Origin of the sequence: Bradyrhizobium sp. LB14.3 (assembly GCF_040547985.1) — a bacterium.
Lineage (GTDB): Bacteria > Pseudomonadota > Alphaproteobacteria > Rhizobiales > Xanthobacteraceae > Bradyrhizobium.
This window is the reverse complement of the sequence record NZ_JBEPQT010000025.1, coordinates 1-19581: the sequence shown is the minus strand read 5'-3', so window position 1 is coordinate 19581 and position 19581 is coordinate 1. Positions and strand designations below refer to the sequence as shown.

The following is a 19581-nucleotide window of genomic DNA, read 5'->3' as shown; positions in this document are numbered from 1 at the left end:
GCTTTGAGACGGCCTGTCCTACGCGAGGGATCTTTTTCGGCCCAAGCGCGGCTTGCCCGATCTGATCCGCCAATACCTTCGCCAGGGCGCGCGCGACTACGAGAAGCATAAGCCTCTGATTGTAGCCAAAAGGTCGATGGTGTCGATATTAGCAAGCCATGTCTGCGACAAAAATCATCTGGCATCAGGTGATCCTGGTTTGCCTAATCGCGTTCACCTTCGTGTGGGCAGCGACCGAATGGACCGCTTATCAGCTTGCGTTCCAGCCACAGCTTGGACCGGCCTGGTTCAGGTTAGGGACCTGGCCCGTCTACCAGCCGTTTGCCTTCTTCATCTGGTGGTTTGAACTCGACGCTTACGCGCCCACGATATTCCTCCAGGGGGCGCCATTGCCGGGAGCGGTGGGATAGCGGCAGTTGCCGCCGCAATGGTGCTTTCGGTCTTGCGCGCGCATGAGGCTCGCGATGTCACGACTTACGGATCAGCGCGTTGGGCCGATACGCGCGAGGTCAAACGGGCGGGGCTGCTAGGCAACGATGGCCTTGTGCTCGGGCGTTTTGATGGTCGATATCTTCGCCATGATGGGCCTGAGCACGTGCTCTGCTTTGCGCCTACCCGTTCGGGCAAGGGAGTCGGCCTGGTCGTTCCAACTCTTTTGACCTGGCCGCGTTCGGTGATCGTCCACGATATCAAGGGCGAGAATTTCCAGTTGACCTCGGGATGGCCCGCGCGCCTTGGAGATGTAATCTTGTTTGACCCGACAAACGCGGCAAGCGCCGCCTACAAGCCCCTTCTTGAGATTCGCCGTGGTGATTGCGAAGTACGAGACGCGCAAAATGTCGCGGATATCCTGGTCGATCCCGAAGGGGCGCTCGAGCGCCGCAATCATTGGGAAAAAACCAGCCATTCTCTGCTCGTCGGCGCTATCCTGCATGTTCTCTACGCTGAAGCTGACAAGACACTTGCCGGGGTTGCCAGATTCCTTTCGGACCCGTGCTGCCCGATCCAGGCCACCCTGAATGCGATGCTTGCGACCCCTCACCTTGGTGATCGCGTCCATCCCGTCGTCGCTTCAGCTGCGCGAGAGCTGCTCAACAAGAGCGAGAACGAGCGGTCGGGCGTGCTGTCGACCACAATGAGCTTCTTGGGCCTTTATCGCGATCCGGTCGTCGCTAATGTCACCGCGCGGAGCGATTGGCGCATTCGCGATCTCGTCGACAGATCGCAGCCCGTTTCACTCTACCTCGTCGTGCCGCCATCCGACATCGTCCGCACAAAACCCCTGATGCGGCTCATCCTCAATCGGATCGGACGGCGCCTGACCGAGAGCCTGGATCCCGACCGGCGCCGTCAAAAGCTCCTCCTGATGCTCGACGAGTTCGCAGCTCTGGGCCGCCTTCGAGAGCCAGCTTGCCTTCAAGGCGGGCTATGGCATTCGGAGTTTCCTGATCACTCAGAGCTTGAATCAGTTAGAACGCGCCTATGGCCGAACCACGCGATCCTAGACAATTGTCACATCCGGATAGCCTTTTCCACAAATGACGAGCGCACCGCTAAGCGCGTCTCGGATGCGCTGGGGACCGCGACCGAATTGCGAGCCATGAAAACTATGCCGGCCATCGCTTAAGCCCCTGGCTTGGGCACTTGATGGTGAGCCGCCAAGAGACGTCCCGTCCGCTCCTGACGCCTGGCGAAGTCATGCAGCTCTCATCGAAAGAGGCGATTGTGATGGTGTCGGGCCTCCACCCGCTGCGTGCCACCAAGGTTCGCTACTACGAGGACCCGCAATTCCAGAAGCGAATCTTCAAGCCCGCTAGAGCAGGAACAATTCTCTTGTCCTCGCGGCCGGATGAGGACTGGTCAGGGCACCCACCCCCTGCGCCCTCGAACGAACTGGTTGCGATTCGGCAGCGAAAGCGTGGCCATCCGAACGGGGGGCGGCGGCGCGAGCCAGAATTGCCGCAGCACGAGGAGATCGAAATCAAGGCACCGCTCGCGGAACATGAGTTCGATGCTGGTCCCGATGAGCCCGACGCAGATGCGGTCCAGGCACAAGCGCTAAGCCGCGTAATGCAGGGATTAGCGCGCGCGACCAGCCTCCACCCTGACGATGGCATGGACCTCTGAGTGGGGCAAATCGGTGAAAAAGGTTCAGCTCAGTATCTACCTTGATCCGCAGACATTCAGGACTCTTGATGTCTTCGCGGAGCGTCGTGGCCAGCCCAAGTCGCTGGTCGCAGAGGCCGCGATCGCGTCATTTCTTTCGCCTGACGATTCCGACCGACGCGAGGCGGCTATTGCCAAGCGGCTGGATCGCATCGCACGGCTGCTCGAGCGTCTCGAACGCAATGACAGCATCACGCTCGAGACGCTCGCCCTGTTCGTTCGCTTCTGGTTGACGTCGGTGCCGGCATTACCAGAACAATCCAGTCCAGCCGCTCGCGCGCCAAAGGCGCCAAACGTTATGATCGATTCGTTGAAGCGCTTGGCCGAAGGCTTTCCAGTGGATCAACCGTTCTGAAACAGGTGAGCTTGGATTCGAACGCCGCAAGTCCAGAGTAATTCAACAACGACCGGAGCGGGCGGACGATGCTGGACCACAAGTGAATTTGTAAGGGTGCTCGCGCCGAGTACATGCCGCAAACAATGATAAGGCGGATCGAACGGAGCGAGCGCGTTAGATCGGGATCGACGGCAGATATCTGAGGGTAGCAGCCGCATGACATGAATGCTGAAATGTGAAGGGAGTTGAGGCGACGTCCGGGCCCCATCCGAGCTGCCGCTCAATGGAGTAACGCTGCTTGCTTGAGCAAGCGGAAGCCTAATCCAGAGTTCTGGAAGGTCTTCTCAATGGTTGCCCTATCAGTTTTTGCGAATTGCATTGCAGGTCCTCTGTGTTAGTAGTCCACGTTGTACCGTCCTAGTGTGCGAACATCCTGTCGAAAAATGCGAGCCCTTGCATTGCCCTTCAGCAAACTGATGCGATGTTGTCCGTTTACGTCAGATTGCAATCGGGCACCGCCCGGGACCGCCTGCAATATGCTTCCACAATTCCAGAGGAACGAAATCATTCTCTTCCGATCGAAGAGACAACTGCGCCAAGAGAAGCACATCGGCTTGGAGCCGTTGAATGAGAACGAATTCCCTCGGGATGGCGACGATAGCCAAGCATCCTCACACCAAGCTCAAACTGATCAGCTCTCTTGCCTCACGACAAGACGGCGTTACGCAAGCAGAGTTGCGCGGGGCCACGGGATGGAAGCTTGTCCCGATGCCCCTGATCGCCAAGCGGTGCAAGATGAAGCTGATTACCAAACGTACGAAGCGCAACGTCACTCGCAACAATGGTAAGATCGCCAGCAAGAGCGGCCACAGCAGTAGCCGGAGCGACTACCGACACAGTAGGCAGAAAGCCTTCGCAATGCATAAGCGAAGCGATGCGGAAAACGCGTCGTGAGCCAAAGTCCTGCAGGGCATTGCGCAGCTATCCGGACAACGAGGCTTGACTATTGGCGCTGTCGCGCCGGCTATCCCGCTTCGAAGGAATGCGCAAAACCATTATACGCCAATGCCGAAATAGTGAAACTCGGCTCGCTCGCGGAAACAACGCAGCACAGCTTTGACGTCATGAGAGTCGATTTCCCTAGATCCTAATTCAATGTTCAGAACGCGCCGCCTCTCGCGCGCAACATAAACGCGATCGTCTTCACGGCGTCTTCGTCCGATCAGGTCTTAATCGCGGGAACATTGGTTGTATCGGCATCCAAGGCCGCACTGTGCAACATGACGCGAGCCCTTGGCACTCAACTGATCCGCCGAAGCGCTCGGGTAAACGCCGAGAGCTCGGGCGTCACCGAAAGCCCGCCGTTTAGGAAGATCGGCATTTCCGAGGCCAGCGTGCAAGACCGCGGAACGGTCTGCTGGAGCAGATAGCCGCGAAACACTTCGGTAAGCCACGGAAGATCGCGGCGCGTGAGCTTCCTCGCTTTCGGCGACGCATCCTACATCACCGGCATCGACGTGGCTGTCGATGGCATCCTTGCAGCGCGCCGCCTTGAGATCTGGATGTTGCCTCGATGAGGATCCGCTCATATCGGGAGACCACATCGTCAGCTCGAGACGGCTCGTCACGGCAGGTCTTTCCGAGCGGCGCCAAACGGCGGAGAGATCAGGTCCGGGCGATCCTCGCCGGGGAAGCTGGCGGCTGAAGGTGAACGCGCACTCAAGCTACGGTGATCTCCATGCAAGGGCATCCAGCATCCTGCGCAACACGAGCGCCCCATTCGAATCAGGAATTTTATGGAGGACGACAAAACCAGATCACTCGCCGAGAAGGTGCCCACGCTTGCGCTCAACGATCCGGACCCAGCCCGCGGCTCGAGAACTGGGCCAAAGAGTACGAAAAACTGTGTCCTGGACCCGGCCTGCAGACGCGATGAAGATTCATAACTGTCGCCGCACGGTCCTCTGGAAGGTGCCGGCACGCTCTCAGTAAACAACCGCAGTTTCAGGGCGCAGTATCCAGGCCTATGCTGGGCGTATGGAGCAATCAGTACTTTTCAGGTGCCCGCCCACGGGCATGAACGTGCAGCAACTGCTGACGGGACTGGAGCAGATCGGTCCCGATACTCATCTGCCGGTCCTTTGGCCGGCATGCTCCTCGGTCCGTTTCCTGAATGCCTCCAGCGGCAAGGTGTGGCGAGCACAGTGCTTCCGAAATGCGGTGAGGGCAGTCGACGGGTGCCATCCGGCATGCTCACTCCGGTTTGGGTGCGCATCCTTTCCCGCTGTAGTTCGCGTATCGTCCTTGGAAAATCCAGCGCCTTGGAGGGGTGATGCTTGCTGCCGCTGCAGGCGTCGCAGTCGACCTCGCTGCCGGCGCTCTTCGTCAAGCTTCGCCAGCATCGGAGAAGGCGCTCACGGCTGGCACGGTGCGGGGCAGCGGCAGCGTGCGTTGGAGATTGCGGCTGGCCGGCGAAGGTTTCCCCAGCTTAGCGTCGTATTTCTCGGCGAGCACCAGAAGCCGCTTTCGCGTGGACGGGTCGGCCTGATCGGCCAGATCGCGGGCCCGCTGTGCAAAGCTCCTGTAGAACTCGCCATCCATGATGTGCCCTCACTCAACGCCACCAGGATTTGCACTTAAGTACATCGGCGGCTCCGACGTCAAGCCCGGCGAGCAGGTTGGGCCTTTCGCAGAATGTTCTGCGACGAGCCTGTAGCAGCCGATCTGGCGCAAGTAAGATCGCCGTCGGCAGGGGCAATTCACATGTCAGTCCTCCATCGGATCCGGAGCGATGCCCGGACTGCGGGGGACCGATGAATCTCCTGGCTGGCGAGGACGGGCACAACGAGCGCTACTTTTGCAGCCATAGAGAGGGGGACCCGCTGCGCGATCCACCCGCCCGCCAGTGCGGCCGACACTTCCCCTGAGGCCTCCTGACAAGTGAGCGGTCGCACCGGGCCAGCAGATACCGTTTCAACGGCCATGGGGCCGGGCTCAACGCGCGGCACGCGAACGCTTGTAAGTCCTATCGCACGCTGGTGATGCATGCCGGAAAATCGGTGAGGCGCAGGTGTTTTTGGTCGCGCGCATGAGCTGGTGCGCTTCTTATGACACGCATCACCCCACAGGGAATAAGGCCGGTGCGTCCGCGCGGGTCGTTCGCGACCTCGAGGGTGAGGGCGTCATCTGGATTGCGCCTGCGCCTCTTTTTGGACCGATAACTTTGTCGATTTCAAGTAAGCGTGCACGCACCGTCCGCGAAATCGCGCGTCTGTCGGCGACCTGACTGTCTAGAGGGACAAGAGGCTACGACTCTGGCGCTGGTCTTTAGGAATCCGCCGTTTCTTTCTTTCGGTACGCCAGACTGCGACCAGAACGTCCCCGCGGTTGAAGCGACATGCGGTCTCGGCCTTTTTGTTATGCGTCATCGCAGGGCGATTCATCCGTTTCGACCGAACATCCAGACCACGCGCGTGCAAGCGCGGGCGGTGTGCGGTCGCAGAGAGAAGGAAGCTGGAGTATGCAGATTAGCGGCGGGCGCCGGGAAGAACGGAGCTCAAGTCGGAATGAAGCTGAGGTGGACGCGCAGCCGAGTCCAAGCGAAGCTCAGCAGACCAAAAAGATAACAATTCAACTTTCTGAGTGCATTTTCCAGCGACTCCAAGCCGCGACTGACCGCCGTGGTATGGGCAAGAGCGTCGTCGTCGAGGCGGCTCTTGAGCGCTTCCTGGATCCGGCGCCGCCAATAGAGGGTCTTGTTTACGAGGCGATCGAGCGAACGAATGAGCAGGTGCTCAGTCTGCGGACGGACATTGCGACGATCGCGGAAATAGTGGCTCTCCATGTGCGATACCACCTCACGCTGACGCCGCCAATGCCGCCATCCAAGCAGGACGAGGCGTGCGTACTCGGGCTCGAGCGCTTCAAGGCTTTTGCCGATCAGGTCGATCGCCGCGTACGGTTTGGCCGGCCCTTGCTGCAGGAGGCAATTGATAGCTCGGGAAATTCCAGCGGATCCGGGCCTGAAATGGGCGGCGGAGCGTCACGCGCCGTTCCACGAGCGCCAGTTGAAGAAGAACCCCACTGTGTGGCGGTCGTAGGTGAAAACTCAGACGCGGGTGCTGTCGCCGAGGAGGGCGGCAGCAATATCCACTTTCGACAGCTGCCAAACGCCTTGTGTTAAAGCCAGTGGCCGCGCTTCGAGCAACACGCGCAGCGATGCCGCTGGGCTGATATCAGGCGAGAAGTCGGTCAACCGGCGTTGGAGCTGGCGGAGCATCTCTTGCGTGTTCCTTCCCTTTGCCGCGGGATATTATCTTTCCTACCTGTTTCGGATGATCAACACGCTCATTTGTGGCCGCCTCGCCTCTGAATTGGAGCTTGGCATGGCCGATTTGGGGCTGTTGGGCTCGATCTACTTTCTGGTTGTTACCGGCAGCCAGATTCCGATAGGCATGCTCTTGGATCGCTTCGGTCCGCGCCGAGTCCAGGGTGCGCTCTTGCTGCTGGCTGCCGCAGGCGCTGCGCTTTTCGGAGTATCGAGTGGATTTCTGTCGCTTCTGGTTGCTCGCGCGATGATTGCATTCGGCACCGCAGCTTCCCTCATGTCTGGCCTGAAAACAGTCGTGCTCTGGTTTCCGAGAGAGCGCGTGGCGCTCATCAACGGCTGTATGATCATGCTGGGTGCGCTGGGCGCGGTAACGGCAACCGCACCAGCCGAGGCATTGCTTAACTGGATAGGCTGGCGCGGTCTATTTGAGCTGCTTGCCGCATCCAGTGCCTCCGCGGCCCTCTTCGATCTATTTTTTGGTTCCAGAGCATGAGGCAACTGCGAAGAGCCCTCCAGGGACAGTCAGCCTGAAGACCGTCTATACGGATGGGCGGTTCTGGAGAATTGCGCCGATTTCTTCAACATGTATCGGGTCGGCGTGGGCCCTGCAGTCCTTGTGGGCATCGTCCTGGCTGAGCGATGTGGAAGGGTTGGATCGAACAAGCCTTGTCACACAATTGCTCGTCATGGCGATAGCCCTAAGCATTGGCGCATTGCTGCTCGGCGTGGTCGCCGATGCGCTGCGCCGGCATGGCAAGAACATTGAAAGGTTGCTCGCAATCATAGCTGCTGTGTTCATTGCAGCCGAACTCGCGCTGATATTGCATCCGCCATTCCCGTCGCTACCGTCGTGGATCGTTGTGGCGGTGGTCGGATCAGCAATCGTCCTCAGCTACGCGATCATCGGAGATTACTTTCCGGCCCAACTGATCGCGCGCGCAAACGGCGTGCTCAACGTTCTGCATTTCGGGTGGGCTTTCCTCGTCCAGTACGGGACGGGGGTAATTCTCGAGCAGTGGCCGGCAAAAAACGGACACTACCCCCCAATCGCGTATCAGACGGCGTTCAGTATCAATGTTGTGCTGCAGCTGGTCGCCCTGGTCTGGTTCATCGCCCCTTCGCTCAAAGAGTTGAATTGGAAATCTGAGATCGCCGTCAAGCGCAAGTCGACAGGCCAAAGCAGGTCAGTTCACGTCGTAATCCCGAGCGCTCAAATGGTTATCCTGGAAACAGATCAAGACGTGGAGTGGTGAACTCGGCTTCTGCATGACTTCCCCTCGTCGGTCTACAGGCGCGTCAAGATCGTCCGGTCGCCGGCCTACTGATTGCCTGAGAAGCGCCAAACAGCTAGTCGGATATGCGACATGCGTCGCAAGGTCGACAGGAATGATACGTAGAATGCGAAATATCAATGAGTGCTGGGTGGCATGCGGCTTGCTCTTGTTCTCCGTAGGGCCAGGTAAAGGTGATTGAGCAATGAGCAGTGTGACTGAGAGCGCGAGTCAAGTCGGTGCGAAGAATGTGCTGAGAGTCGGTTCGCTGGCTCCCTCCATCAAAGTTGAGGACTGGCTACGTGGCCAGCCCGTTACGAAGTTCGAACCTGGGAAAGTATACATCATCGACTTTTGGGCGACGTGGTGCGCACCATGTATCGCCTCGATGCCGAAGTTGGTGAGTCTGCAAGGCAAATACAGGAGCAACGGAGTTGAGGTGGTGGGCATCGCGGCTAACGAACGAGCTTCGACGGCAGATGAGGCGCGAGCCAGCTTGGACGCTTGGCTGACGAGGAGCTTGCCAAATCTGAACTTCCCGATCGCATTCGACTACGCCGGCGAAATGAACAAGCTTTGGATGGATCCCAGCTTTTCTGTCGGAATTCCGTCGTCGTTCGTGGTCGATCGTGATCGCCGCTTGGCCTTTATCGGCGATCCGACGAAACTCGACAACGTGTTGCCGAAAGTTCTGAACGGCTCCTGGGCAGGGAGCGACGAAGCCAAAGCCCTGGATGCGGAGAGGATAAACATGGGTCAACGCGTAAAGCGCGAACGAGCGCTGGTGGAGCCGATCTTTGCCAGACTTAGAGCCGCCATGAATAGCAAGGATTGGGCAGCAGCCGTTTCAGCTGTTCAGGAGGCACTCGCTGCGAGGCCGGACGAAGTCGAGCTCCGTGGGCTTCATGCGGAATTGTTGCTTTACAAGATACGGGACATGCCGGCCGGCCTGGCGGTATTGCGCGAATTGGTTCGCGATGCAATCGGCACGAAATGCGTGGTTTGGATGTACGTGGCCATCCGCGAACTCTTCGACCCCGCCAAAGACTACTCCGGTTTTCCACATGCCGAGCGCTTTGCCATGGGCAAGGACCTCTGCGAACACATCCTGGCGGCGAATCCGCCCCAAGACAGCGAGCTCGCGAAGTTCCTCTCGTACGGGCCGGTCGCTCAGTACTATTACGAGACTGGTGAAAAGGATCGCGCGATCGAATTGGTCGAGGTGATGCTGAAATGGCTGGATGCAGCGCCCATCCCGGATAAAGCGAAACGGAATCAAGTGCAGCGCTCCCTCCAGGCGTTAGCGAGCTACAGGGGGCGAAAAGCTCTCTTAGGAGGAGTGTTGTTTGAGACCGCAAAACAAAGCTTCGAAAAGCCGGAACCGGGATCGCGAAGGGAGGCAGCGTGAGCAATGCTGCTTGCCATGTCTTCTCGGCCCTTGTGGTTTTGCGATCGAAGTCGATGCCTTTGGGAACGCCGGGGCATTCACCTAAAGTGAAGATAGCACGAGTGAGCGGGTGAACGCAGGCGAGCCGCACCACACAAGTGTTCTGCGGTGAATGTTTCTTCAGGGTACGTCGCGCTCTGGCGCGACGGGGGGAGAATGCCTGTCCAGGTGAAGAGTGGTCGCCGCCTGCTAGAGTTGGTCTCTTATAAGATGCTGGTGGCATCTTCGAACAAAAAAGATAGAAATGGGTGGTGACGTTGATGCATTCCAACTCTCAAGGAAGCTTTCTCAAGTTTTTACCGCTGGTTTCAGAACGGATTCAGGACTTTGTTTCGCGCTGGCCGCAAGCGCATTCGGGAGAGGCGGCAAACCGTGGCAACGGACGGGGTTTTTCAAAGCGGTCAGTGCGCTGTGCGCGCCGCGCTAAGGGAACACTGAGCGAGGCCCTGCCTTCATTGTCACCCCTCTTTGGTGCCACGGCGCCGGGTCGAGCGTGATGTACAATCACCGCCAGCGCCGCTCTGTCAAAGCCGCCGCCGGGTTTCAGCCATCTGGCCCCTGGTACAATGTTCTTTACATCCAGGTACTCATCGCGATCCTGATTGGCGTTCTCGTTGGCTGGTTGTGGCCTGCTGTAGGGACGAACGGCTGGGTCAAAGCGCTTGGTGACGGATTCATCAAGCTGATCAAAATGGTGATCGCGCCGATCATCTTCTGCACTGTTGTGTCCGGAATTGCGCATGTTCAGGATGCACGAAAGGTCGGCCGTGTTGGCGTCAAGGCGCTGCTTTACTTCGAGATCGTGTCAACTTTCGCACTGATCTTGGGTCTCGTGATGGGCAATCTCGTTCAGGCCGGCCATGGGCTCGCTCCCAGAGCTGATGCCGCGGCGGTAGCCAACTACGTCAAAAGAGCGGAAGGGCAGAAGGCGGTCGATTTCCTCCTCAATATTATTCCGGATAGCGTAGTTGGCGCTCTCGCTCGAGGCGACGTGCTTCAGGTGTTGCTGTTTGCCATCCTATTCGGGTTCTCGCTGATGGCGCTTGGCGAGCGGGGTGAGCGGATGCGCAGTCTGGTCGACGATGCTGCACACGCGGTGTTTGGTGTCATTAGGATCATAATGAAGGCAGCGCCAATCGGGGCGTTCGGCGCCATGGCCTACACTATCGGCGAATTCGGACCGTCCGCGCTCGGTAAACTCATCGGATTGGTTGCGCTGTTCTATGTGACAGCCGGGCTCTTCGTGATCATTGTGCTTGGCCTGGTCGCGCGCTTGGTCGGTTTTTCTATTCTAAAGTTCATCGTCTACATCAAGGATGAGCTGTTGATCGTGCTCGGAACGTCGTCATCCGAAAGCGCGCTGCCGCAGTTGATGGAAAAACTCGAACGGCTGGGCTGTTCCAAGCCGGTCGTGGGCCTGGTGGTGCCGACAGGATACTCTTTCAATTTGGATGGGACCAACATTTACATGACGTTGGCGACCTTGTTCATCGCGCAGGCGCTCGGGGTCGATCTCGACTTCAGCCAGCAGCTCACGATACTCGTTGTGGCGATGCTCACCTCGAAGGGCGCAAGTGGTGTTACCGGTGCCGGGTTCGTCACCCTGGCCGCAACGTTGACGGTGGTCAGTCCTGACCTCGTCCCGGGCATTGCGATCGTATTCTCGATCGACAAGTTCATGAGCGAGGTGCGCGCGCTTACCAACATCATCGGGAACGGTATTGCCGCGGTGTTTGTGTCGTGGTGGGAAGGTGAACTCGACCATGTCTCGCTACACGCGCAGCTCAAGTAGATCGGAGATCTCAGCTCGGCCATTGCGGACTAAAAATCACTCTTTGAATGCCTGCATTCTGCGTTGGCAAGCCACGCGCAGTACTGGGCCAGCGCTAGGGGGAATGGTGCAGGGTCATTACGATCACGGTGGTGCACCAGACCAGCGTCGGCATTACTGCCTGCGGCAGCCCGCCGGCTGATGTGGTTCATTATCCCGGGTTTGAGCTTCCTCAAAAAGCGGGAGCTCAATCGTGCCCACGTGAGGGAGCGACAGTGGTTCAGGAGAAGCAACGGGGCCTGAGCAAACACCGCGACCGGGAGAGGCGTAAAAATAGTAAGCTCCGGATCATTGGTCATTGCTGATTTCTCGCCTCGCCGTCGAGGGGATGGCGCGTCAAGCCGGTGCTCTTCTCGAATGTTCCTTTCTCTACGCTAGACTACGAACGACATTTTCCCGTTATTGCGGTAACACACGACCTGTCTTTTATTTGCCTTCAGATGAGGGCGCCCGAAGCGGCCTCAGCAGCTTGGGGCAAATCGTGGCGATCCATTGTTTTGATTCAGAAGCGAACGTGCGCGGAGCGCGTATGCTGCGTACCGCGTTGCGGCCCGCCATCGCAGGGTTTTTGGAAGATGCGGCGATCGTCGAGGTGATGCTCAATCCCGATAGCCGACTGTGGATCGACCGACCGTCGAGCAGGCTTACGGATACCGGCAAGAATATATGCCCCTCTGACGGAGAGCGAATCATCCGCGTGGTGGCTCACTACGTGGGTGCCGAGGTTCATCCCGGGAGCCCACGGATTTCTGCCGAGCTGCCCGAAACGGGGGAGCGCTTTGAGGGGCTCCTGCCGCCGGTCGTTGCTGCGCCAACATTTGCGATCGGAAAGCCGGCGGTCGCCGTGTTCAGCCTCGAGGATTACGTCGCACTCGTCATCATGACGCCGGATCAGGCCGGTGCATTGAGGGACAGTTTGCGCGCGCAAGAATATTCTAGTCGCCGGTGGCATCTCGACCGGCAAGACGACGCTGACCACTGAGCTGGGTCTTGCCAGCCTGGACAGGGCCGGCTGAGGCGCGCCGAAGCAAGGGACCTCTCTCCAATTAGGTCCATGAGCTTGGCTTGTGCTAGGGAGTTAAGCCACTGCGCCAAGTCGGCACGACAAACCGGCTGAGTTGCCTCCGCGCAAGCGCGGAGTAACTGCTGGCTAACGAGGCCGGCGCAGCCAACCTGGACTGTCACGATCTCCGCCGGCGGATGGCCCGTCGGATCTGATTGACCAGAGGCGGCATGGCCGCAGTCGGGCGCAACACGAAGCTTTCTTGGCGCTGCCCGCGCGCTCTTGATCGGCTGTCGCTTCAATGATCAGAGTTTCGCGGCAGATCACGAAACGGTTGGCTGAGCGTCCATTACGCGATCGTCGCTCCGCAAGCACTCGCGCGCAACGAACTCTGCTTTCTGCTCGAGCGACGCCTGACACCGATCGCGATATGGCTCCCGCACGTAATAGAGATATTGATCGCCAAGTAGCGGCGCAAAGCGGGCTGCTCGCCCCGGTCCGCTAGGGTCCAGACTCAATCGAGCCAATATGCGACGAGAGCGGTGAGATGGAACAACGGCCAAGAAATTCCGGGCGAGCTTGCTATATCGTATGGCGATGCGCCGGAAGTCCTTGAGCCGACAAAAGCAGCGTTCGATGACATTTCGGCCTTCGTAGGCGCGTTTGTTGAAGCGATGGATGACGACACGGTTGGATTTATTGGGAATGAGGGGCTTGGCGCCGTGTCTAGCGATTCGGCGCGAAGGTTGTCACCGTCGTACCCTTTGTCTGCGAGAAGCGCGCTCATGGGTGGCGCGAGCGCCAGAACATCGGGCGCAGCAGCGATGTCGGCATCCTGACCTGGGGTCAGATGCAGGACGACCGGTCGGCAGAACGGATCGCTCAGCGCATGGAGTTTTGTCGTACGGCCTCCCCGCGAGCGGCCGATTGCCCGATTGTGCTCCCCCCTTTTCCGCCGGAGGCACACCGACGAGCGGGTTGGGAGGATGCCACGCGAGTTCAATGAGAACGCAACGATCATCTCCGTCGCAGTTGCGACGCCTGTCGCATTTGCGACGAGTGAACTGTCTCTGACGCGTGCCACAAATGTGCAGATCACTTCCAGCTGACCCATTCACGTGGCGGGAATGCCATCGCCTCCGAGATGGCACGCGAGTTGCTGACTCTCGTTCTGGGGCCCCTCATGCTGGTCGCCACCAGGAGAATTGAATGTGAACGCTGTTGCCGGACGCGGAAAACATGTCAAAGATGCCGAGGATAGCGGCGGGATGCGGGTCATCACCGAACATAAGGGTTGCCGGAGCTCTTCGAACAATGGCAAAGGACGCTGTGGGTCACAGGCTGCCTCGGGCGATCTGCCGTCCGAAATCTGGGACAAAGTTAAGAGCCATCCCTGCTATAGCGAAGAAGCTCATCATCATTACGCTCGCATGCCTGTCGAGGTGGCGCCAGATTGCAATATCCAATGCAACTACTGCAATCGCAAGTACGACTGCGCCAATGAATCGCATCCGGCTGTTGTTGGTGAGAAGCTCACTCCTGAGCAGGCGGCGAGAAAGCTGGTCGCGGTCGCCACGACAATTCCACAGCTGACTATCCTCGGTATCGCCGGCCCCGGCGAGGCTTTGGCCGATCCGAAAAGGACATTCAAGACTTTTGAACTCGTTGCCAGGGCGGCGCCCGACATCAAGTTGTGTCTACCAACGAACGGGCTGGACCTGCCTCGACGCGATATGCCGCTGCAAAATCGACCACCTCACCCATCGACACGATCTATCCCGAAACCGGTGCCAGGATATATGAATATACTTGGAGTTTCCCCAACCCCAAGCGCTACAGCGAAATCGAGGCTGCGAAACGAATCTCCACTCGCTAATTACGAGGTCTCGAGATGTTCACGGAAGAGGACATCCTGTGCAAGATCAATTCAGTGATGGTTCCCGGCACTAACGAGCAGCACCGCATCGAGGTCAATAGGGCGCGAAGTCGCGCGGCGCCTTCTTGCATAATACGACACTGATCTCCGCGCCCGAGCACGGCACAGCATTCGGGCTCAAAGGCCAGCGAGGCCCGACCAGCGCAGGAATTGGCGGCGCTGCAGGATGCTTGTGAAGGTCAGATAAACATGATGCGGCATTGCCGCCAGTGCCGCGCTGACGCCGTCGGCCTGCTCGGAGATGATCGCAGCAGCGAGTTCACCATAGAGAAGGTCATGGCCATGGACGTTCAATATTACCTCGAGCCGCGCAAGGCCTATCAGGCCAAGATTGAGGATGAGCCTGCGGCGAGGATCACGACCAGGCAGGAAGAGTTAGCGGAACTCGCTGGCGAAATGAGCGAGGTCAAGCTTCTGGCCGCGGTCGCAACCAAAGTCTCGGGCCTCATTAATGAGCATTTTGGGCATGCTAGGGAGTTCCAGGTATACGAACTCTCGACATCCGGCGTCAAACTCGTCGGGCACCGTGTTGTCGACGTTTACTGCCAGGGCGGATATCGCGAGGAGGATCGGCTTGCGGGCATCATCCGCGCCATCAACGACTGCCATGCTGTATTCGTGGCCAAGATTGGTGGCTGCCCAAGAGACATTCTGATCAATGCTGGGATCGAGCCGGTCGATCAATACGCGCACGGTACCATCGAGAAATCGGCGATCGGCTGGTTCAGGGGCTATCTCCATAAAATCAAGAAGGGCGAGATCCGGCACGTCCAGCGCGGCGACGCCGCGATGCGGCAAGAACCGCTGACCTCGGTCGCGTAAGAGGTTGTCGATGCCATTCAAGATCATCGCCTCGCAACGTACGAGTTGCTTGGCTTGTGAACCCTTATGCCCGAATGTTGCAACCTCGGAGAAGGCTGCAAACTTCGTAATTGAACCCAAGAAGTGCACCGAATGCATCGTCTATTTTGACGAAACGCAGTGTGTCGCTGTCGGTCCAGTCCAAAACACCTGCGTCATCGACACATCAGTGATGTGTTATCAGGCGCCTGTCTGAAGGGATGTGCTCGTGAACTTCATGCTGACAAAGAGATTGTTGAGAAAACTAGGGCCGATTCAGCATCCGAACGAGCGAGATCGCAAGCGGATCGAACGCGGCTTGATCTCGCGCAAGCACTATCGCTATGTCTCGCCGAGTGTGACGCTGGTAAAAGTTGGCTATCTCATTGAGAGTTGCCACCGCTCACGCACAATCGACTACGACGGCGGTCAGATCGATGTCGCGATATTTCATTACGATGTTGTGAGCGGGGTCTGGAAGGTGTTTTTCAAGGATCATGCGCGAGGAAGTTGGAAAATTTACGGAATTTTCTACCGGCTGGCCTCGGCGATCAACGAACTGAACACGGATCCCGAGCGGCTGTTCTGGCAGTGATGCTCATTTGACAGCAGTCATATAGGAGCCACAATGGCGCACGCCACAGAACAATTGATCCAGATCGAACGCCTACTTGCGACAGCTAACAGTGACACTAGCGCCGTTGCTGACCTAAGCCGCCGTTTTCCGCGGCTTACCTTCGTTCGATGTGATGCGGCGGGTGTGACGGAGCAGCCATTCCGCGGTCTTCCGCGGTTTGACCTGCATCTCATCAATGGATCGGACCGCTGCATGCAGATTACCGCCGGCCAGGCGCGAGCCACCGGATTGGTGCTGGCTGGAAGGCATGTTGGCGGTGATCGGCACTGGAGCCGCAGAGAATCACCTCGATGACGCGGAGGCGGTGAATGCAATCCGGATTTCGGATCCCGATATCAGCGAATTTCCAATCGTCGACGATTGAGACGCTCCAATGAGCTTTCGCTGTCGGCCCGAAGGATAGCGTTGCGGTTCCAAGCGGCACGATTGGGCTCCTGCTTGGCCTGAAGGCGCTCGGTATTAAACCCCGGCAGGAGGTAATGGCCTCCTCCTGTTCGTTTCTCAAGACGGTCCATGCCATCAATCTCGCTGACGCACCGGCCGGTGTTTGCTGACAAAACGTGGCTGAAGGCAATGCCAAAGAACATATCACGCCTAACACACGGGCAATTATCGCCGCCACCCCCAGGGGCCACCCGGCACCTATGCAAGTGCGAAGTGCAAGTCGCCGCCCGAGGTCCGCGCCGGGGAGGGCGAAACTGATCACGTTACAATCGAGCAGCCTCCGGTCTCTAAAGCTGGCAAAAAAACGGGAACGATATGAATCCGCAGATTACCATTCACGTCCGCTTCGCCCCGAATGGCAGGGTGATCCAGATCAGCGAGCGCCCGGCGAGGCTCACGCCCGACCAATGGTTTGATGTTCTCAGGGACCGACGGCTCTGCCTATCGCCCACTGTCCCTGGTCGTGGCGTTTTTCGGCTGACCCGGGCCGCAGTTGACGCCTTCAAGCAAGAAACTGTCACGCCGGCATGAGCGAAGAGATCCTCGATAAACTGGCTAGCCTCCAGGTTGAGGTGTTCGCAAGCTGTCCAGCCGCTTCCATCGAGCGGGTCGCGCCAGGGCGTACGTCTGTCGCAGATCGAAGACATCGGCGAGGGCCTGCCGGTTACAATTGTTGTGATCCTGACTTTCGGATGACTATTTATTTCGGCTATGTGTTGCCGGCACGCCGGAGTCTGGCTTACGATCGGTCACTCCCGCGTTGTTTTCCCCGGATCGATCATGATTCAAACACAACGGCACGTTCGACCCTTGACGTTGACAGTGGGCTTGGCATCCAGGTCCGGCAATGGACACGCGCTTGGGCTTCGGCGACTCAACTTTGCTGTGAGACGAGCCATGGCTCTTCACCACCGCATCCCGAACATCTACAGATCGGCAACTGGCGCAGTCGAACAACCAATGTTCGAACTGAACAAGCTTATCGCAGATCAACTCTCAACCCTTCAGCCGAACGATTTAGAGAACCCCACCACGGCCTCGCTAAACCACATCCTGGGCTGTCTCGCGCAGCACCTATTTGCCATTCTCGGCATCCATCAGAATCTATCTTCTTTCGTGGCATGCCGATTGCTGAGGTGAGAATGTCGCCGCCAAGCGGCCAGAAGTTCCAGACCATCTTTCTACTCGGAAGTCGATGTTGGCACGACCTTGACGATCTATCTTCCACGCTTCCCGGCGAGGAGGCGGGCTTAGATGTCGCAGGAAGAGATACCTGCCGGCGGATCATCTGCGGCAGCATGACGTTCTCCAGGCCGAGAACTCCGGCAGCAGCCGGTGGGACTGGTAGACGAAGCCGATATCGGTAGTTGGCGTTCAGCCTCAGATCACATCAGTCCTCCTGCGTCAGATATTCCAGCACCGTGTTGCAAGCCGCGTGAGCCTTCGAACATTCTGAAGGGCGAGCCACCGATTTTATGACGGCACGGCTCTCGTCGAGTGGTCGCCAAGACGCGACATAGCAAGAACGTGCGCGAAAGCCGGGGCCGGTCGGGGTCTCATAGGTTATCACAAACGAGAAACCATCCGCACTTGCGCTCCATACTTCAAGATGCTGGATGGGGGTGCGAAATTGAAGGGGCATCCCGGATCGTTAACCTGTAGCTTGCAGCTCGCCGCGGAATCGAATTGGCGATGTGTGTCGGGCCGGCAGCGACCGCTATTGTCCTCGGATCGGCATAAAAGATGCTTGCGTCTCCTCCACGGAGTAGGCCGGCATCAAATTGCTAGATGCCATGCAAGCATGGTGCAAGGTTGGCGGTCCGCCCGGATAAATTCAGGTGCCGAACACCCCGCATCGCGCTGTAGCCGGCGCAAATGAAACGGTGTTCAAAATCCTCGGCAAGGAGGAAATCAAGCCGCACAAGGTGCGCTACTATGTTGAAAACCCGCGACGCCGAGTTCGAACAGAAGATGGCGGAGGTCCTGTGCGTCTATCGTGAAGTCCAAGTCCTGAAGAAAGCCCTCTGCCAAGGGAAAGCGGCGGGCAAAGCCGGTAACGATCGTCTCCTGCGACGAGAAGCCTGGACCCCAGGCCATCGCAACGACGGCGCCGAATTTGTCACCCGAGCCTGGCGTCCACTCCGGCTTTGCGCGCGACCATGAATATAAAAGCCATGGCACGCTCAGCCTCTTGGCCAGGATTGATCTGCTCACCGGCAAGGTCCACGCTCTTGTCAGAGACCGCCACCGCAGCCGCGAGTTCATCGAACTCCTCAGACTTCTCGATGCCGCTAATCCGAGGGGCACCACGACCAAGTTGATCCTCGACAATCATTCCGCGCACATCTCGAGAGAAACCAGAGCCTGGCTCGCCACTCGACCAAACGGGCGCTTCGAGCTCACCTTCACGCTCAAGCACGGTTCGTGGCTTAACCTCATCGAGGGGCTCTTCTCCAAGTTCGCCCGTTCAGTCCTGCGCCATATCCGGGTGGCCTCAAAACACGAACTCAAGGAGCGCATCATGGCTGGTACCGACGACATTCAATCGTCATCCCGTCATCCAAACATGGTCCTACAAACTCGCCGACGCTGCCTGATATGATTCGAACCAAGAAAACGCTGACCTGGTTGGCCTGCTAATGCTCGCGGTTCTTCCGTTCCAGCGTTCCATCGCCTTCAGCTTCTCGGCCGGAACGCCGGCCCGCTGCCCGCTATCGACTTCCGCCTTCTTGACCCAGTCATGCAGCGTCTCAGGTGTGCAGCGGATCTTGGCCGCAATCGAGTCCCGCCGCCCAGCACGACGGATGCTCGCTGGCGTGATCCAGAACCATCCGAACCATACGGGCCGGGACCTCGGGTGAAAGCTTGTTCGCCTTCTTGCTTGTCATGGCTCCATCCTCAGGATTTGGAGCCTCCGGCAAACCCGGATTGGTTCAACGCCCTGTGGAGTTGGCAAATGGTCAAACTCTCCGAGCCACAGGAATGCGCCAACGCGCCAACTACTTCGCAGCCGCTGGATGTGACCCCCGATAACGAGGACGCCTCTTGGCGTCCACTGCGAGAGCCACTGACCTCAATCACGCACCATCGGAATTTTAAGAGAGACACACCTGAAAAGGCGGTGCGGCCGGCCGGAAAAATCACTTTGACGTTCTAGGCTCCGCTTTTCTTTGCCCGGACACATCAGGCGAATTCCAGAAGCCTTGGGCCGATTGCTAGCGCGCTCAATTTGTACGATGTCCCGCTAGGGTCTGTTGGGATTCAGGATTCTCATCGGGGCTTGGTTGTGATTCAAGCTTGGGATGGACCGATTCGTTTTGACTGACGCCCAATGGGCGA

General features: G+C 58.3%; 16 protein-coding genes and 7 pseudogenes. 18 read left to right on the top strand and 5 right to left on the bottom strand.

Annotated features, from left to right (window positions below; all coding sequences use genetic code 11):
- Window positions 1–158 precede the first annotated feature (158 nt).
- The 6 genes and pseudogenes from ABIB00_RS39200 to ABIB00_RS30985 all read left to right on the top strand — a co-directional run.
- Entirely contained in the window at window positions 159–410 is a 252-nt protein-coding gene (locus ABIB00_RS39200; RefSeq protein ID WP_502917907.1) for a hypothetical protein, read from the top strand.
- Window positions 411–427: 17 nt separating this feature from the next.
- Entirely contained in the window at window positions 428–1627 is a 1200-nt protein-coding gene (gene traG, locus ABIB00_RS39195) for an IncP-type conjugal transfer protein TraG (protein WP_502917906.1), read from the top strand.
- Between the two features lie 71 nt (window positions 1628–1698).
- Complete coding sequence (locus tag ABIB00_RS39190; protein WP_502917905.1) at window positions 1699–2127, top strand: type IV secretory system conjugative DNA transfer family protein; 429 nt, start codon at window positions 1699–1701, stop codon at window positions 2125–2127.
- Window positions 2111–2562, top strand: a pseudogene (locus tag ABIB00_RS30995) (CopG family transcriptional regulator). Before ABIB00_RS39190 ends, ABIB00_RS30995 begins: the two are co-directional and overlap by 17 nt.
- Before the next feature lie 568 nt (window positions 2563–3130).
- Window positions 3131–3457 carry a hypothetical protein gene (locus ABIB00_RS30990; protein WP_354106968.1) on the top strand — a complete coding sequence of 109 codons (327 nt, stop codon included), beginning with the start codon at window positions 3131–3133 and terminating at the stop codon, window positions 3455–3457.
- 218 nt (window positions 3458–3675) lie between these two features.
- Window positions 3676–3933 (top strand): annotated as a pseudogene (locus ABIB00_RS30985) (SDR family oxidoreductase); the annotation flags it as partial.
- Between the two features lie 955 nt (window positions 3934–4888).
- Here ABIB00_RS30985 and ABIB00_RS30980 read toward each other — a convergent pair.
- Entirely contained in the window at window positions 4889–5104 is a 216-nt protein-coding gene (locus ABIB00_RS30980; protein WP_354106967.1) for a hypothetical protein, read from the bottom strand.
- A 919-nt stretch (window positions 5105–6023) separates the two neighbouring features.
- Between ABIB00_RS30980 and ABIB00_RS30975 the strand changes: the two genes are divergently transcribed.
- The 6 genes and pseudogenes from ABIB00_RS30975 to ABIB00_RS30955 all read left to right on the top strand — a co-directional run.
- Window positions 6024–6686, top strand: a complete 663-nt coding sequence (locus ABIB00_RS30975) for a ribbon-helix-helix domain-containing protein (protein ID WP_354106966.1) — start codon at window positions 6024–6026, stop codon at window positions 6684–6686.
- A 103-nt stretch (window positions 6687–6789) separates the two neighbouring features.
- Window positions 6790–7326, top strand: a complete 537-nt coding sequence (locus ABIB00_RS39185) for an MFS transporter (protein WP_502917904.1) — start codon at window positions 6790–6792, stop codon at window positions 7324–7326.
- On the top strand, window positions 7280–8086 hold the full coding sequence (locus tag ABIB00_RS39180) for an MFS transporter (protein ID WP_502917914.1): 807 nt from the start codon (window positions 7280–7282) through the stop codon (window positions 8084–8086). The genes ABIB00_RS39185 and ABIB00_RS39180 overlap by 47 nt, the downstream gene beginning before the upstream one ends.
- A 223-nt stretch (window positions 8087–8309) precedes the next feature.
- Window positions 8310–9512 (top strand): TlpA disulfide reductase family protein, encoded by a 1203-nt coding sequence (locus tag ABIB00_RS30965; protein WP_354106965.1) that lies wholly within the window; start codon window positions 8310–8312, stop codon window positions 9510–9512.
- Between the two features lie 535 nt (window positions 9513–10047).
- Entirely contained in the window at window positions 10048–11343 is a 1296-nt protein-coding gene (gene dctA, locus ABIB00_RS30960; RefSeq protein ID WP_354106964.1) for a C4-dicarboxylate transporter DctA, read from the top strand.
- A 568-nt stretch (window positions 11344–11911) separates the two neighbouring features.
- A pseudogene (locus ABIB00_RS30955) lies at window positions 11912–12368 on the top strand (P-loop NTPase family protein); the annotation flags it as partial.
- A gap of 531 nt (window positions 12369–12899) precedes the next feature.
- Here ABIB00_RS30955 and ABIB00_RS30950 read toward each other — a convergent pair.
- Window positions 12900–13363: pseudogene (locus ABIB00_RS30950) on the bottom strand (IS5 family transposase); the annotation flags it as partial.
- A gap of 290 nt (window positions 13364–13653) precedes the next feature.
- Between ABIB00_RS30950 and nifB the strand changes: the two are divergent.
- From nifB to ABIB00_RS39175, 4 genes and pseudogenes are all read left to right on the top strand, one after another.
- A pseudogene (gene nifB, locus ABIB00_RS30945) lies at window positions 13654–15143 on the top strand (nitrogenase cofactor biosynthesis protein NifB).
- Between the two features lie 10 nt (window positions 15144–15153).
- Window positions 15154–15378: a 4Fe-4S dicluster domain-containing protein gene (locus ABIB00_RS30940; protein ID WP_354106963.1), complete on the top strand. Its 225-nt coding sequence runs from the start codon at window positions 15154–15156 to the stop codon at window positions 15376–15378.
- Window positions 15379–15399: 21 nt separating this feature from the next.
- Entirely contained in the window at window positions 15400–15756 is a 357-nt protein-coding gene (locus ABIB00_RS30935) for a DUF3024 domain-containing protein (protein WP_354107012.1), read from the top strand.
- Between the two features lie 33 nt (window positions 15757–15789).
- Window positions 15790–16092, top strand: a complete 303-nt coding sequence (locus tag ABIB00_RS39175) for a DUF6129 family protein (RefSeq protein ID WP_502917903.1) — start codon at window positions 15790–15792, stop codon at window positions 16090–16092.
- 41 nt (window positions 16093–16133) lie between these two features.
- On the opposite strand, the gene ABIB00_RS39170 is transcribed toward ABIB00_RS39175, so the two are convergent.
- A complete protein-coding gene (locus ABIB00_RS39170; protein WP_502917902.1) occupies window positions 16134–16385 on the bottom strand; it encodes a hypothetical protein in 252 nt (83 codons plus the stop codon).
- 754 nt (window positions 16386–17139) lie between these two features.
- Here ABIB00_RS39170 and ABIB00_RS30925 point away from each other — a divergent pair.
- Window positions 17140–17382 carry a hypothetical protein gene (locus ABIB00_RS30925; protein WP_354106962.1) on the top strand — a complete coding sequence of 81 codons (243 nt, stop codon included), beginning with the start codon at window positions 17140–17142 and terminating at the stop codon, window positions 17380–17382.
- 139 nt (window positions 17383–17521) lie between these two features.
- Here the strand turns inward: ABIB00_RS30925 and ABIB00_RS30920 are convergent.
- Window positions 17522–17607, bottom strand: a pseudogene (locus ABIB00_RS30920) (ABC transporter); the annotation flags it as partial.
- Between the two features lie 694 nt (window positions 17608–18301).
- Here ABIB00_RS30920 and ABIB00_RS30915 point away from each other — a divergent pair.
- A complete protein-coding gene (locus tag ABIB00_RS30915; protein ID WP_354107010.1) occupies window positions 18302–18844 on the top strand; it encodes an IS630 family transposase in 543 nt (180 codons plus the stop codon).
- Window positions 18845–18847: 3 nt separating this feature from the next.
- On the opposite strand, the pseudogene ABIB00_RS30910 reads toward ABIB00_RS30915, so the two are convergent.
- Window positions 18848–19130, bottom strand: a pseudogene (locus tag ABIB00_RS30910) (IS3 family transposase); the annotation flags it as partial.
- Window positions 19131–19581: the final 451 nt, after the last annotated feature.